Consider the following 13,571-nt stretch of genomic DNA (forward strand, 5'->3'; position numbering starts at 1 on the left):
CACTCCGCTCAGCCGGCCAGGCGCTGCGCCGCCAGCGCGCGCAGGTCCGCGGTCTTGATCTTGTTGGACGAGGTCAACGCCAGGTCCGATTCCTGCAGCAGCAGCACGCGCCGCGGCAGCTTGTAGCTCGACAGCTGCTGCGCGGCGAAGGCTCGCACGGAAGCCTCGTCGAGCTTCGCACCCTCCTCCGGCACCACGCAGGCCACCACGATCTCCCCCAGGGTGTCGTGCGGCACGCCGACGGTCGCGGCGATCTTCACGCCCGGGCACTGCTGCAGCACGGCATTGATCTCCAGCGGCGAGACATTGGCGCCGCCGGTCTTGATGATGTCGTTGATGCGGCCCTGCCAGTGCAGGCGTCCCTGTTCGTCGATGAAGCCGCCGTCGCCGGTGCGCAGGAAGCCTTCCTCGTCGAAGGTATCCTCGGAGGCCACGCCGATGTAGCCCAGCATCAGCGTCGGCCCCTTCACGGCGATCTCGCCGGCCTGCCCCTGCGGCAGCACCTTGCCGCTCAGCGGATCGACGATGCGCACGGTGTTGCCGGGCAGCGCGTAGCCGTGGTTGCCGTCGGCGATCCGGGACGGCGTCCCGCTGGGATGCACCGTGACCAGCGTGAAGGTCTCGGTGTTGCCGTAGGAGGACATCGGCTCCTGCCAGTCGCAGTTCACCGTCGGATGCGAGCGCAGCGGCGAGGTCTCGCCGACATAGCGCAGGCTGCCCAGGTCCGCGTCCTGGTAGGCCGGGTCCTCCACCAGCTTGGCCCACTGGTGCGGCCAGGCGATCGGCAGGGTCACGCGCTCGGCCTGCATCAGGCGCAGCGCCTCGCCGGGATGGAAGGCGCTCTGCAGCACCATGCAGCCGCCGGCCGAGAAGGTGGTGCCCAGCGCCATGGCGAAGTTGCCGGACCAGAACAGGCCGTTGGCGGCCCAGCTGCGCACGTCCGGATCGACGTTGTAGATGCGGCTCCAGCGCCAGGACTGGATCGCCGCGGCGCGGTGCGTGTGCATGATCGCCTTGGGCTTGGCGGTGGAGCCCGAGGAGAAGAAGATCAGCCCACGGTCGGTCGGCATGATCTCGGCGCCGATGGCCTCGACCAATTCCGGGGCGGCCTGCGGCCCCTTCAGGAAATCGTTCCAGCCTTCGAAGGCTCCCTTCGGGGTGTCGCCGATGCAGACCGCGCGCCGCAGCAAGGGCAGGCGCGGCGACTGCATCTCGCCCCTGGCCGTTGCCAGGTCCGGGCAGAGCTCGACCAGTTCGGCGGCGAAGTCGCGGTTCAGGATCGAGCGTTCGAAGATCAGCGTGGAAACGCCGGCCACGCGCAGGGCGTAGTCCAGCTCCGGCCCCTTGGCGAAGGTGCTCAGCGCCACGCAGGTGCCGCCGGACAGGGCAATGCCGAACATCGACGTGATCCACTCCGGCCGGTTGGTGACCAGCAAGCCGACGCGCGTCTCGCGGGTCACGCCGCGCGCCACCAGCGCCCGCGCCACCGTGAAGGCCTCGTCCCAGACCTGGGCATAGGTCTTGCGGACCACCCCGCCGTCCGGCAGGTGGTAGACCAGCGCCTCCTTCGGGCCGTTGGCGGCGCAGACCTCGCGCAGGAAGCCGCCCAGGGTCAGGGCGCCGAGGGCTTCCTCGGCCAGCGGCTTGCCGCGGATGATGGAATCATTGCTCATGCTTTGTTCTCCGCGAACATCCTGGCGCGCAGCTCCGGATTCATCGGTGCGGTCCCCGCTTCGTACTGGACACCCAGGCTCTTGAAGAGCATGGCGTTGATCTCGTAGCAGCCGACGGCGTAGACGATGTCGATCATCTGCTCCTGGCTGAAGTGCCGCGACAGGCGCGCCCAGGTGGCGTCGCCGATGCAGGCGTCGGCATGCAGCTCGTCCACCGCGCGCACCAGGTCGGCGTCCACCGGATCCCAGCCGGCGGCCTCCGGGCCGGACGGGATGCGCTCCACCTCCGCCTCGGTCAGGCCCGCGCGCAGGCCCAGGATCACGTGCTGCGTGAACTCGTACTCGGCCCGGCGCAGCCAGCTGATGCGCAGGATCAGCAGTTCGCGGATGCGCCTGGACAGGGTGCTGGCCGTGGCGACGTAGTTGTTGAAGCCCAGGAAGGCCTGGGTCGCCGCCGCGTGGCGCAGCATCGCCCCGACGCCGTTCATGCCGCGCTGGTCGCTGCCGCGCTTCCAGGCGGCGATCAGGAAATCGCGCACCGCGGGGAAGGCATCGACCGCCTGCTTCGCCGCCTCGTCCCAGTCGGGAGGCAGCAGCGGCGCAACTCTCTCGGGAATCGGTTTCATGCTAGCGGGCGGTCCAGGCCGAGGTCAGGGCGAAGTCGGAAAGATACTTCGTCGAACTCCAGCCGCCGTCGACGACGATGGTCTGGCCGTTGATGAAACTGCCGCCGGGCGAGCAGAGGAAGGCGATGGTGCTGGCGACGTCCTCGACACGGCCCAGCCGGGTATGCGGCGTCATTTCCACGTTCATGCGGCGGAAGCGCTCGTCCTGCAGGCGGCCCTCGGTCATCGGCGTGACCGTGACGCCGGGGGCCACCGCGTTGCAGCGGATGCCGGAGGCGCCGTACTGGCAGGCGATGTGCTGGGTCAGGCCGGTCAGGCCGGCCTTGGCCGCGGAATAGGCGCCGCCGCGCAGGCCGCCGACATGGGCGAAGGTGGAGGTGACGTTGATGATCGCCGCATCCTGCTTCATGTGCGCGATGGCCTCGCGCGCCATGCGGAAGGGCGAGCGCAGCATCAGCCCGAGGAAATGATCCAGGGTCTGGTCGTCGGTCTCGTGCAGCGGCTTGGGGCTGCCGACGCCGGCGTTGTTGATCAGGAAGTCGATGCGGCCCCAGCGCGACAGCGCCAGGTCCACCACCTGCTTCGGCGCGGCGTCGAGCGTGAGGTCCACGGCCAGCGTGGCGGCGCGCGCCGGCTCGCCGATGGCCTGGGCCAGCTCGCCGAGCCGTTTCTCGTCGCGGCCGACTCCCAGCACCGCCATGCCCATCCCCGCCAGCTTGACCGCGGTACCGAAGCCGATGCCGCTGCTCGCACCCGTAACGATGGCTACCTGCATAGGAACACTCTTCACCCACGATGGAATGGAATCGAATCTAGTCAGTCGGCCGGCGCTCGTATTGACTTCCTGCGACAGCCTGTCGCCCGGCATCAAGACCCTGCGACCCTGGACAACCTAGGGTAGAGACTCCGCCCAGGAGCCCTTCCTCAATGTCGAGTCAGCCGAACCGCAAGCTGGTGTCCGGACGCTGGATCCGCTGGGACCCGGCGCGCGCCGCGCGCGCCTACGCGGACGGACGCTGGGTGCGGCAGACGCTGGCCGATGCCCTGCAGCAGGCCGCCCGGCAGACGCCGGAACGCGTGCTGCTGGTCGACGGCGAACAGCGCATCGATTGCCGCAGCCTGCACAGGCAGGCCAGCGCGCTGGCCCAGGCACTGCTCGCCAGGACAAGTCCCGGCAGCGTCGTCTCCTTCATGCTGCCGAACTGGCACGAGGCTGCCGTCATCTACCTGGGCGCGACCCTGGCCGGCATGGCGGTCAACCCGATCCTGCCCTCGCTGCGCGACCGTGAGCTGCAGTTCATCCTCCAGGATGTCGACAGCCGCCTGGTCTTCATCCCGGCCAGCTTCCGCCAGCAGGACCATGTCGCGATGCTCGGCCGCGTGGTCGCCCAGATCGACAATCCACCCGAGGTGGTGGTGCTGCGCGGCGATGCCGGGGCGCATACGCCCTATGAGGCCCTGCTGCGGCATCCGGGCCGGGCGCCGCTGCCGGCGGTCGATCCGGACGCCGTGCGCATGATCCTCTACACCTCCGGCACCACCGGCCGGCCCAAGGGCGTGCTGCATACGCACAACACGCTGCATGCCCTGGCCTGCCAGCTCGGCGAGCACTGGCACATCGCGCCGGGCGACCGTTTCCTGGTGCCCTCGCCCATCGGCCACATCGGCGGCTCGATCTACGTCTTCGAGGCGCCGCTGCTGCTGGGCAGCACCGCGGTGCTGATGGAACGCTGGGATGCCGACGAGGCCGTGCAGCGGATGCAGGCCGAGGGCTGCACCCACATGGCCGGGGCCACGCCCTTCCTGGAGCAGTTGCTGGCCGCGGCGAAGCGCGCCGGCACGCGGCTGCCCCGTCTCAAGGTCTTCATCTGCGGCGGCGCCTCGGTGCCGCCCTCGCTGATCCGGCAGGCCACCGAATATTTCGACCAGGCCATCGTCACGCGCGTCTACGGTTCCACCGAGGTGCCGGTGACCACGGTGGGCGCGACGCGGCCGGGCGAGACCGGCTTCGCGGCCGACACCGACGGCCGCGGCGGCTACGCCGAACTCAAGCTGGTCAGCCACGGCTCGGCCCCGGCGGGCGAAGGCGAGGTGCATGCGCGCGGCCCGCAGATGCTGGTGGGCTACCTGCACCCCGAGGACGAGGATGGCGCCTTCGACACCGAAGGCTATTTCCGCACCGGCGATCTCGCGCGCCTGGCGGACGATACCTGGCTGGTGGTCACCGGCCGGGCCAAGGACATCATCATCCGCAACGGCGAGAACATCTCGCCCAAGGAAGTCGAGGATCTCCTCGTCGGCCATCCGCAGATCGCCGAGATCGCCATCGTCGGCCTGCCCGACGCCCGCACCGGCGAGCGCGCCTGCGCGGTGATCGTGCCCCGGACCGGGCCCGGCCCGGACGTCTCCGGGCTGCGCGACTACCTCAAGGCCCTGGGCGTCGCCTCGTTCAAGGCGCCCGAACAGGTCGTGATCCGCGAGTCCCTGCCCAAGAACGATGCCGGCAAGGTCCTGAAGCACCAGCTACGCGCCAGCCTTAAAGACTGAAGGAGCAGGCTTTTTTGCCCCGGCGGGCAATGAATCCTTGCGTCTTTACAGGCGCCCGGTCCTGCGACAAAATCAACACCAGTGTTGAATAATAACGTGCAGGCCACGAGGAGAACGCGCATGGGTTCGGCCGATTTGCCGACGAGCTTCCGCCCGCTCGAGCACGGGCCCCGGCAGGCCCGTGACCTGGGCGTCCTGGGTGAAGCGATCGCCATGGCGCCCCACCTGCACGCCGCCCTGCGCAGCCTCGCCGCCCACGCCCAGGCCTGGATGGGCGGACTGCATCTGTGCCTCGAAACCCTGCCGGACGACGGCCGCCGCTTCCTGCTGCTGGAACCGGCAGCCGGCAGCCTCGCCGGGAAAGCCCCCGCGACCGAACAGGCGCTGGCGACGATCAGCCGCACGGTCGCCGCGATCAGCGGCGGCCAGTTGCGGCCCTGCGAGGCCTGGTTCAGTCACGAGGCACTGGCGCCGCTGTCGTCCTACCGGGCGCAGTTCGGCGCGGCGCTGCGCTTCGGCCAGGGCATGGACGGCCTGGTCTTCGACCCGCGCGACCTCGACCAGCCCCTGCCGGGGCAGGACGCGCAAGGCTACGACGCGGCCATGCGCCGGATCGGCCAGCAGTTCCCCGCCCTGCCGCCGCGCATGGGCACGCGCGTCCGCATCATCGTCACCCACCTGCTCGCCGCCGGCGGCTGCACGCACGACCGCGTCTCGGCCGCGCTCGGCCTGCATCCCCGCACGCTGCAGCGCCGCCTGCGCGAGGAGGGGGAAAGCTTCGAGGCGATCAAGGACCGGGTGCGGCGCGACGTGGCGCTGCGCCATCTCGGCCAGTCCGACGTCTCGCTGGTCCGCATGACCGAGATCCTGGGCTACTCGGAGACCTCGGTGCTGACGCGCAGCTGCCAGCGCTGGTTCTCCGCCTCGCCGCGCCAGCTGCGCAAGCACCAGCGGCGCCGCCCGGCCCAGGCCTCGCCCTGCGCGACCTGAACCCCACATTCCCGGAGCCTCCATGCCGCCGCAAGCCGGACGCTATACCGCCGCCCCCGCCCGCATCGCCGAGGGCTGGACGCTGGAACGCCTGACGCCGCCCAGCCGCCTGTTCGGCGCCAACGGCCTGCGTACCGGCCCCGACGGACGCCTCTACGTCGCCCAGGTCAGCGGCAGCCAGGTCAGCGCCATCGACGTGGACAGCGGCGCCATCGAGGTCATCAGCGCCAAGGGCGGCGACATCGTCGCGCCCGACGACCTGGTGTTCGACGACGATGGCAATCTCTACGCCACCGAGATCACCGAGGGCCGCGTCAGCGTGCGCGCCCCCAACGGCGCCACGCGCGTGCTGTACGGCGACCTCCCGGTGGCCAATCCGATCACCTTCCACCAGGGCCGGCTGATCGCGGGCGAGTGCCGCCCCGGCGGCCGCATCATGGAGCTGGACCGCAACGGCGGCGCGCCGCGGATCATCGCCAGCGACGTGCCGATGCCCAATGCCTTCTCGGTGGGACCGGACGGCAAGCTGTACTTCCCGGTGATGGGCGCCAACGAGATCTGGCGCGTGGACCTGGCCGGCGGCACGCCGGAGAGGGTCGCGGGCGATCTCGGCCTGCCCGACTCGGTGAAGTTCGACTCGCAGGGCTTCATCGTCTCCACCCAGGTCGCCAGCGGCCAGGTGCTGCGCATCGACCCGCGCAACGGCGAGCGCACGGTGCTGGCGCAACTGACGCCCGGCCTGGACAACCTGAGCTTCGTCGGCGAGCGGCTGTTCGTATCGAACATCTCGGGCTACATCGTGGAACTGCTCAAGGACGGCAAGACCCGCGAGCTGGTGGCCGATGGCTTCAACTGGCCGCTGGGCCTGGCCGCCGATCCGCAGGGCCTGCTCTACGTTGCCGATGGCGCCTTCTCCTACACCCTGCCGCCGGGCCGGGAGCGCCAACTCGCCGGCATGTTGTTCCACCCCGGCTACCCCGGCTACTCGCGCGGCGTCGCCGCCAGCGGCCAGGGCGAATTCATCGTCACCACCGCCAACGGTGCCGTCGCCCGCTACCGGCCGGCGCAGCAATGGAGCGAGGTCATCGCCGAGGGCTTCGACCAGCTCTACGGCGTGGCCGCGCACGGCAGTGCCGTGGCCTTCGCCGAGTTCGGCACCGGCCGCGTGCTGGCGGCCGCCGGCCGCCACGTGGAAACCCTGGCCAGCGGCCTGCGCCAGCCCAAGGGCGTGGCGCTCGGCGCCGACGGCAGCTGCTACGTCAGCGAATCCGGCGGCGGCCGCGTGGTGAAGATTTCCGGCGGCAAGACGCAGACCCTCATCGACGGACTGCGGCAGCCGGAAGGCCTGCTGCTGCGCGGCCCCTCGCTGCTGGTGCTGGATGCCGGGGCCCAGGAACTGATCGAGATCGACCTGGGCAAGGGGTCGCGCCGCAGCCTCGCCTCCGGCCTGCCGGTGGGCGCGCCGGCCGGGGTCGTCCCCAAGACGCTGAAGGCGGTGGGCGTGCTCTCGGGTCCCATGGGGCCCTTCGCCGGGCTGGCCGCAGGGCCGGACGGAACGATCTACCTGTCGGGCGATGCCGAGGGCAGCGTGCTGGCCCTGCGTCCCCGCCCCTGAACCGGGAGACTCCGCCATGAGCGCCCTGAAGCACGAGGACCTCGACCGGCCGGTCACGATCGGCGCCGAGGCCTACATCTCCGAGGACTATGTCCGCGCCGAGCGCGACCGACTGTGGCGCCGGGTCTGGCTGCAGGCGGGCCGCGTCGAGGAGATTCCCGAGGTCGGCAGCCACATCACCTACGAGATCCTCGATGACTCGGTGGTGATCATCCGCACCGCCGCAGACCGCATCCAGGCCTTCCACAACGTCTGCACGCACCGCGGCCGCAGGCTGGTGGACACGCCGGCCGGCGCCCACCACGCCTGCGGCAACCGCAAGGCGCTGGTCTGCCCCTTCCACGGCTGGACCTTCAACCTGCAGGGCGACTGCACGCACATCCGCGACCGGGAAGACTGGCAGGACCAGCTCACGCCGGAGAACACGCGGCTGGCCGGGGTGAAGCTGGATACCTGGGGCGGCTGGATCTGGATCAACCTCGACCCGGACTGCGTGCCGCTGCGCGAATACCTGGAGCCGGCGGCGTCGATGCTCGACCCCTTCCAGCTGGAGAACATGCGGGTGCGCTGGCGCCGCTGGGTGGTGTTCGACTGCAACTGGAAGGTGGCGGCCGAGGCCTTCAACGAGATCTACCACGTCGACGTCACCCACCCGGAGTTCAAGCAGTTCGGCGAGTTCCGCGGCTGGGCGCGCTCCCAGGGCCTGCACAGCAACATCGGCTACGACGCGCCGAAGAACGTCGACGCCAACCAGCAGGCCAAGCTGCGCATCGGCACCGGGGATGCCCGCCTGTCCACGGCGCAGATGCAGAACTTCACCTGGACGCAGGTCAACACCAATACCACGCAGACCCTGGTGGATGCGGCCAACCGGCTGGCCGACGAACTGCCGGAGGGCACGCCGCCGGGCGAGGTTCTGATGCACTGGCTCAAGTCGGCGCGCGAGGCCGATGCGGCGCGCGGCGTGGTCTGGCCGACGATCGACCCGGCGCATGTCGGCAGGAGCGGCACGGCCTGGCAGATCTTCCCGAGCTTCCAGATCGGTCATGCCGTGAACAACGCGCTCTGCTACAACTTCAAGCCCCACGGCTACAACCCGAACCAGTGCATCTTCGAGGTGGCCGTCTACGAATTGTTTCCCAAGGGCGCGGAGCCGAAGACGGAATGGGAATACACGCCGGTGGGCGACCCCCGCTGGCGCACGGTGCTGCCGCAGGACTTCTCCAACATGGCGGCGGTGCAGCAGGGCATGAAGTCGGCGGGCTTCCGGGGGACGCAGCCGAACCCGTACCGCGAACGCGCCATCGCCAACCTGCACCTGAACCTGGCGCGCTACATGGGTACGGGGGCGCCGCGGTTGCTGAAGGGCTGAGCGCCAGGGCTGCCATCAGCCCAGGGTAGCAGCACAGGCCGTCCCTTCAGCACGGGTCGGCTGGTTACCGTTCACCCTTCGACAAGCTCAGGGCGAACGGTAACTCTTTCGGGGCTTCCTAGGCTTCCGCGGCGGCGCTCTCATGGCGGCGCGGGGACAGCCGCAGCTTCACCTCGTCGATGATCTCGAACACCACCGGCACCACCAGCAGGCTCAGCACGGTGGAGGTGATCAGGCCGCCGATGACCACCACCGCCATCGGCTGGCGGAAGCTGCTGCCGCCGCCGAGGTCCACCGCGATCGGGATCATGCCGGCGGTCATCGCCACGGTGGTCATCACGATCGGCCGGGCGCGCTTGTGGCAGGCGTCGACCAGCGCGTCGATGCGGTCCATGCCCAGGTCGCGGCGCGCCATGATCGCGTAGTCCACCAGCAGGATGGAGTTCTTGGTGACGATGCCGACCAGCATCAGCAGGCCGATCAGCGAGGACATCGACAGGTCGTAGCCGAAGAACCACATCAGGCCCAGCGCGCCGGTGGAGGCCAGCGGCAGCGCGGCCAGCACCGTCAGCGGCTGGCCGAAGTCGTGGAACAGCAGGACCATGACGGCATAGACGCAGAAGATGCCGGCGAGCATCGCCAGTGCGAAGCCGCCGAACATCTCGGACATGTATTCGATGTCGCCCGAGAGCACCAGTTCCACCCCCGCCGGCAGCTGCTTGAGCGTCGGCAGGTTCTTCGCGCGCTTCAGCACGTCGCCCACCGGCTGGCCGTTGAGGTCCACCGCCAGCTGCACGACGCGCTGGCGGTCGTAGCGGTCGATCTGCGCGGGACCGCCGGTGACATGGATGTCGGCGATGTTGCCCAGCGGGACCGCCGCGCCGTTGTTGCCGCGCACGCGCAGCTGCGCCACCAGGTCGGGATCGCGGCGCGACTCCGGGTCCAGCGCCACGCGCACGTAGACCTGGCGCCCCGGCAGGTTCAGCCGCGGCAGGTTGAAGTCGTAGTCGCCGCTGGTGGCGACGCGCACGGCCTGGGCGATGGCCGCCGAGGTGATGCCCATTTCCGCCGCCCGCGCGAAGTCCGGGCGGATCACGATCTCGGGCCGCAGCAGGCTGGCGGTGGAGGTCACGGCGCCGATGCCGGGCAGGCTGCGCAGCTCGCTCTCCAGCGAGCGCGCGGCCTTCAGTGTCGCCGCCGGGTCGTCGCCGGTGAGCATCAGCGTCATCTTCTCGCCCGGCGTGCCGCGGCCGAGGCTGGTGCGGGCGCCGGGCAGCGCGGCGAGGCGCTTGCTGATGTCGGCGCGGACCTCGGGCAGCTTGCGCCCGGTCTTCCCGATGTTGAGCAGGCGCAGGGTGAGCTGGGCGGTGCGCACCTCGGCGGCCGCCATGTCGGCGCGCATCGCGCCGGTCTTCACGCCGCCGCCCACGACCGTGAGCACCGCGCTGATCTCGGGCACGTCGGCCAGCAGCAGGCGGGCGCGCTCGGCCAGCGCCGTGGTCTGGTCGAGCGAGCTGCCCGGCGGCCCCTCCAGGATCACGAACTCGGTGCTCTCGTCCTGGCCCGCGATGAAGGCGGTGGGCAGCTGGCTGATCAGCACCAGGGACATCAGGAAAAAGGCACCCGCCGCCAGGACCGTGGCCCAGGGATGCTCCAGGCACCAGCGCACGGTGACCAGGTAGCGCCTCATCAGCGGCCCGTCGGTCCAGGTATGCGCCGCCGGCCGCAGCATGTAGGCCGACATCATCGGCGTCAGCAGGCGCGCCACCAGCAGCGAAAACAGCACCGCCGCCGCCGCGGTCCAGCCGAACTGGCGGAACAGGTCGCCGGTCAGGCCGGGGACGAAGGCGGTGGGCAGGAACACCGCGACCAGGGTCAAGGTGGTTGCGATCACCGCCAGGCCGATCTCGTCGGCGGCCTCCATCGCCGCCTGCCTGGGCGGCTTGCCCATCTGCAGGTGGCGCATGATGTTCTCCACCTCGACGATGGCATCGTCGACCAGGACGCCAATGACCAGCGTCAGCGCCAGCAGCGACAGCACGTTCAGGGTGAAACCGAACCACTGCAGCGCCAGGAAGGTCGGGATGATCGACAGCGGCAGCGCCACGGCGGAGACGAAGGTGGCGCGCCAATCGCGCAGGAACAGCCAGACCACCAGCACGGCGAGGACGGTGCCCTCGATCAGCGCGCCCATGGCGTGGCCGTACTCCTGCTCGGTGAAGTCGACCGAGTTCGAGACCTCCACCATCTGCACGGCGGGATGCGACCGCAGCAGCCTTGCCACCTCGGCCCGCGCGCCGCGCGCCGCGGTCACCTCGTCCATGCCCTGCGCGCGCATGACCTCGAAGCTGACCACGCGCTTGCCGTCCAGCAGGGCGATCTGGCTGCGCTCGGCGATGGTGTCGCTGACCCGGGCCACGTCGGCCAGGCGCAGGCGCCGGCCGTCGGCCAGCGGCAGCGACAGGGCCGCCAGTTCCTCGGCGCTGCCGACCGTACCCAGGGCGCGCACGGTCTGTTCCAGCCCGCCGAGGCTGCCGCGGCCGCCGGGCGCTTCCTGCTGCATGCTGCGCAGCTGCGCGCTGATCTCGCCGGCCGTCACGCCCAGGGACTGCAGGCGTGCCGGGTCCAGTTCCACCTGCACCTCGCGCGTGACGCCGCCCTTGCGATTGACCTGCGCCACGCCGCGCACGTGCAGCAGGGCCTTGGCCACGACATCGTCGATGAACCAGGACAGATCGGTCTCGTCCATCGTCGGCGCGATGACGGCATAGGTCAGCAGCGGCATGCCGGCGACGTCGACGCGCGCCACCACCGGCTCCTGCATCTCGTCCGGCAACTTGGTGCGGATGCGCGTGATGGCATCGCGCACGTCGGTCACCGCCTCGGTCAGGTTCTTCTCGTAGGCGAACTCGACCATGAGCAGCACCATGCCATCGTTGATGGTGGTGGTGACGTGGCGCACCGCGCCGATGCTGGAGATGGAGTCCTCGATCGGCCGCGCGACCTCGGCCTCCAGCTGCACCGGCGAGGCGCCCGGCATGGCCGCCTGCACCGTCACCGACGGGAAGGCCATGTCGGGCAGGTACTGGATGCCCAGGCCGCGGAAGGCGACCAGGCCCGCGACCGTCAGCATGATGAACAGCAGGATCGACGGCGTGGGCTTGTTGATCGCCCAGGACGAGAAGTTCATGGCGCGGGACCGGCGGGCACCACCTGCACCAGGACGCCTTCGGAGAGGAAGGCGCCGCCGGACTTCACGTAGCGCGCCGCGGGATCGACCCTGCCCTGCAGCTCGATGGACTCGCCCTGGCGGCGGCCGGTCCCGACCTTGACCAGGTGCACGCGGCTCTGCCCATCGACCTGCATCAGGTACTGGTTGCCGTCGCGCTGCACGATCGCCGCCTCCGGCACCGTCAGGGCCTCGCGCGCCGGAAGGGCGAAGCGGCCGGTCAGGTACATGCCGGCGGCCAGCCCGCTATCGGCGGGCAGATCGACGTAGGCCAGGCCGTTGCGCGTACCGGAGTCCACGGTCGGCGACAGCTGCCGCAGCTTGCCCGCTACCGTCCGGCCGTCGAGGGTGGTGAGCGTGGCCGAGGCTCCGGGCTGCAGCCGCTGCATGGCATTGGCCGTGACCTCGGCGCGCCATTCCAGGCGGTTGCGGCGCACCATGCGGAACAGCTCGGTCCCCATCGGGCTGACGGCCCCCACCGTGGCGGCTCGCCCCGAGATCACGCCGTCGTCCGGCGCGACCACGCGGGCGTAGCGCAGCTTCAGCGCCTGCGCGCGATGCTGCGCCTGGGCCGAGGCCAGTTGCGCCTCGGCGACCCTGGCCTGCGTGCGGTACATCTGGCCGGTCTGCTTGGCCATGGCGTCCAGCGATTCGAGGCGGTCGGCGCGAGCGGCGTCGGCCCTGGCCTTCTCGAGATTGGCCGAGGCCTCGGCCACCATCGCATCGAGCCGCGCCAGGTCGGCGCGCAGGCTGTCCTCGCTGAAGCGGGCCAGCAACTGCCCCTTGCGGACGCTGTCGCCGACGTTCACCAGCACCTCGTCGAGACGCACGCCGCCCACCTCGGCCCCGATCACCGCCTCCTGCCAGGCGGCGACCTCGCCGCTGGCGACCAGTGCGTCCGGCCAGGTCTCGCGCTGCGGCGAAATCACCTCCACGGTGAGCACCGGCTGCGGGGCCGCGGGCGGCTCGGCCTCGCCGCCGCAGGCGGACAGCAGGACCGGACCGAGCATGGCGAGGAGGATGGACAGGGGGCGCCGGCCGCCCCCGATGATTCCGGCTTGAACTGTCATGACGTCCCTGCTGGAAGGGTGGCTGCAGGCCGTCCCCTTCCCTTCGATATGCGGCGTCGCGCCCCCGGCGCGATGCCTTGAATTCATGAAACACAGTGTTTCATATCTTGATCATTACAGGGCATGGGCGATGCCCTGTCAACCCAAAAACCTGCTCCGCCGGGCCGTCTCCGGAGAGATGGCGCTCGCCACGTGCCAGTCCTGGCCTTGCGGCCAGCCGTTGTCTCCGCGGGCGCCTCGTCCAGGCACGCCCGTCGCGCTGCGCGGGCTCCCCTGGTGGAGACGGCCCGGCGGGCAGCAATACCGTGTTGTTAATGAGCACCGACAGCAGGCGGACCCGGGACTCGTTCGCGGATGCGCTAGCAGAGCCCTACTGGGTTAGCCCGGCAATCGTTCTACTGCGGGGAGATTTTGGAGCCGTGAGAGGCATGGGCCGGGTGGGTGAGATC

9 protein-coding genes are annotated in these 13,571 nt (G+C 70.3%); 4 read left to right on the forward strand and 5 right to left on the reverse strand.

What is annotated here, in order from left to right:
- Positions 1–8 precede the first annotated feature (8 nt).
- From C3942_RS20240 to C3942_RS20250, 3 genes are read right to left on the reverse strand one after another with little or no spacing between them, the layout of a single operon-like run.
- Positions 9–1,673 carry a class I adenylate-forming enzyme family protein gene (locus C3942_RS20240; RefSeq protein ID WP_104232187.1) on the reverse strand — a complete coding sequence of 555 codons (1,665 nt, stop codon included), beginning with the start codon at positions 1,671–1,673 and terminating at the stop codon, positions 9–11.
- Positions 1,670–2,299, reverse strand: coding sequence for a carboxymuconolactone decarboxylase family protein (locus tag C3942_RS20245; RefSeq protein ID WP_104232188.1), 630 nt, complete (start codon positions 2,297–2,299; stop codon positions 1,670–1,672). Before C3942_RS20245 ends, C3942_RS20240 begins: the two co-directional genes overlap by 4 nt.
- A 1-nt stretch (position 2,300) precedes the next feature.
- On the reverse strand, positions 2,301–3,074 hold the full coding sequence (locus C3942_RS20250; RefSeq protein WP_104232189.1) for an SDR family NAD(P)-dependent oxidoreductase: 774 nt from the start codon (positions 3,072–3,074) through the stop codon (positions 2,301–2,303).
- Positions 3,075–3,226: 152 nt separating this feature from the next.
- Here C3942_RS20250 and C3942_RS20255 point away from each other — a divergent pair, with 152 nt between their 5' ends.
- The 4 genes from C3942_RS20255 (at position 3,227) to C3942_RS20270 (ending at position 8,823) form a co-directional block, all read left to right on the forward strand.
- Positions 3,227–4,846, forward strand: coding sequence for an AMP-binding protein (locus C3942_RS20255; protein WP_165797558.1), 1,620 nt, complete (start codon positions 3,227–3,229; stop codon positions 4,844–4,846).
- Positions 4,847–4,966: 120 nt separating this feature from the next.
- Positions 4,967–5,836 carry an AraC family transcriptional regulator ligand-binding domain-containing protein gene (locus C3942_RS20260; RefSeq protein WP_104232190.1) on the forward strand — a complete coding sequence of 290 codons (870 nt, stop codon included), beginning with the start codon at positions 4,967–4,969 and terminating at the stop codon, positions 5,834–5,836.
- Positions 5,837–5,858: 22 nt separating this feature from the next.
- Positions 5,859–7,451 carry an SMP-30/gluconolactonase/LRE family protein gene (locus C3942_RS20265; RefSeq protein WP_104232191.1) on the forward strand — a complete coding sequence of 531 codons (1,593 nt, stop codon included), beginning with the start codon at positions 5,859–5,861 and terminating at the stop codon, positions 7,449–7,451.
- A 16-nt stretch (positions 7,452–7,467) separates the two neighbouring features.
- Positions 7,468–8,823 carry an aromatic ring-hydroxylating oxygenase subunit alpha gene (locus tag C3942_RS20270; protein ID WP_207766173.1) on the forward strand — a complete coding sequence of 452 codons (1,356 nt, stop codon included), beginning with the start codon at positions 7,468–7,470 and terminating at the stop codon, positions 8,821–8,823.
- A 118-nt stretch (positions 8,824–8,941) separates the two neighbouring features.
- On the opposite strand, the gene C3942_RS20275 is transcribed toward C3942_RS20270, so the two are convergent.
- Positions 8,942–12,013 carry an efflux RND transporter permease subunit gene (locus tag C3942_RS20275; RefSeq protein ID WP_104232193.1) on the reverse strand — a complete coding sequence of 1,024 codons (3,072 nt, stop codon included), beginning with the start codon at positions 12,011–12,013 and terminating at the stop codon, positions 8,942–8,944.
- Positions 12,010–13,122 (reverse strand): efflux RND transporter periplasmic adaptor subunit, encoded by a 1,113-nt coding sequence (locus tag C3942_RS20280; RefSeq protein ID WP_104232194.1) that lies wholly within the window; start codon positions 13,120–13,122, stop codon positions 12,010–12,012. Before C3942_RS20280 ends, C3942_RS20275 begins: the two co-directional genes overlap by 4 nt.
- Between the last annotated feature and the right edge of the window lie 449 nt (positions 13,123–13,571).

Origin of the sequence: Solimonas fluminis (assembly GCF_002930645.1) — a bacterium.
Lineage (GTDB): Bacteria > Pseudomonadota > Gammaproteobacteria > Nevskiales > Nevskiaceae > Solimonas_A > Solimonas_A fluminis.

What these genes read in the sequence shown, in the direction of transcription:
- C3942_RS20265 (WP_104232191.1), top strand. Translation starts at nt 5,859, where the DNA reads ATGCCGCCGCAAGCCGGACGCTATACCGCCGCCCCCGCCCGCATCGCC.
- C3942_RS20245 (WP_104232188.1), bottom strand. Translation starts at nt 2,299, where the DNA reads ATGAAACCGATTCCCGAGAGAGTTGCGCCGCTGCTGCCTCCCGACTGG.
- C3942_RS20275 (WP_104232193.1), bottom strand. Translation starts at nt 12,013, where the DNA reads ATGAACTTCTCGTCCTGGGCGATCAACAAGCCCACGCCGTCGATCCTG.
- C3942_RS20255 (WP_165797558.1), top strand. Translation starts at nt 3,227, where the DNA reads ATGTCGAGTCAGCCGAACCGCAAGCTGGTGTCCGGACGCTGGATCCGC.
- C3942_RS20280 (WP_104232194.1), bottom strand. Translation starts at nt 13,122, where the DNA reads ATGACAGTTCAAGCCGGAATCATCGGGGGCGGCCGGCGCCCCCTGTCC.
- C3942_RS20270 (WP_207766173.1), top strand. Translation starts at nt 7,468, where the DNA reads ATGAGCGCCCTGAAGCACGAGGACCTCGACCGGCCGGTCACGATCGGC.
- C3942_RS20250 (WP_104232189.1), bottom strand. Translation starts at nt 3,074, where the DNA reads ATGCAGGTAGCCATCGTTACGGGTGCGAGCAGCGGCATCGGCTTCGGT.
- C3942_RS20260 (WP_104232190.1), top strand. Translation starts at nt 4,967, where the DNA reads ATGGGTTCGGCCGATTTGCCGACGAGCTTCCGCCCGCTCGAGCACGGG.
- C3942_RS20240 (WP_104232187.1), bottom strand. Translation starts at nt 1,673, where the DNA reads ATGAGCAATGATTCCATCATCCGCGGCAAGCCGCTGGCCGAGGAAGCC.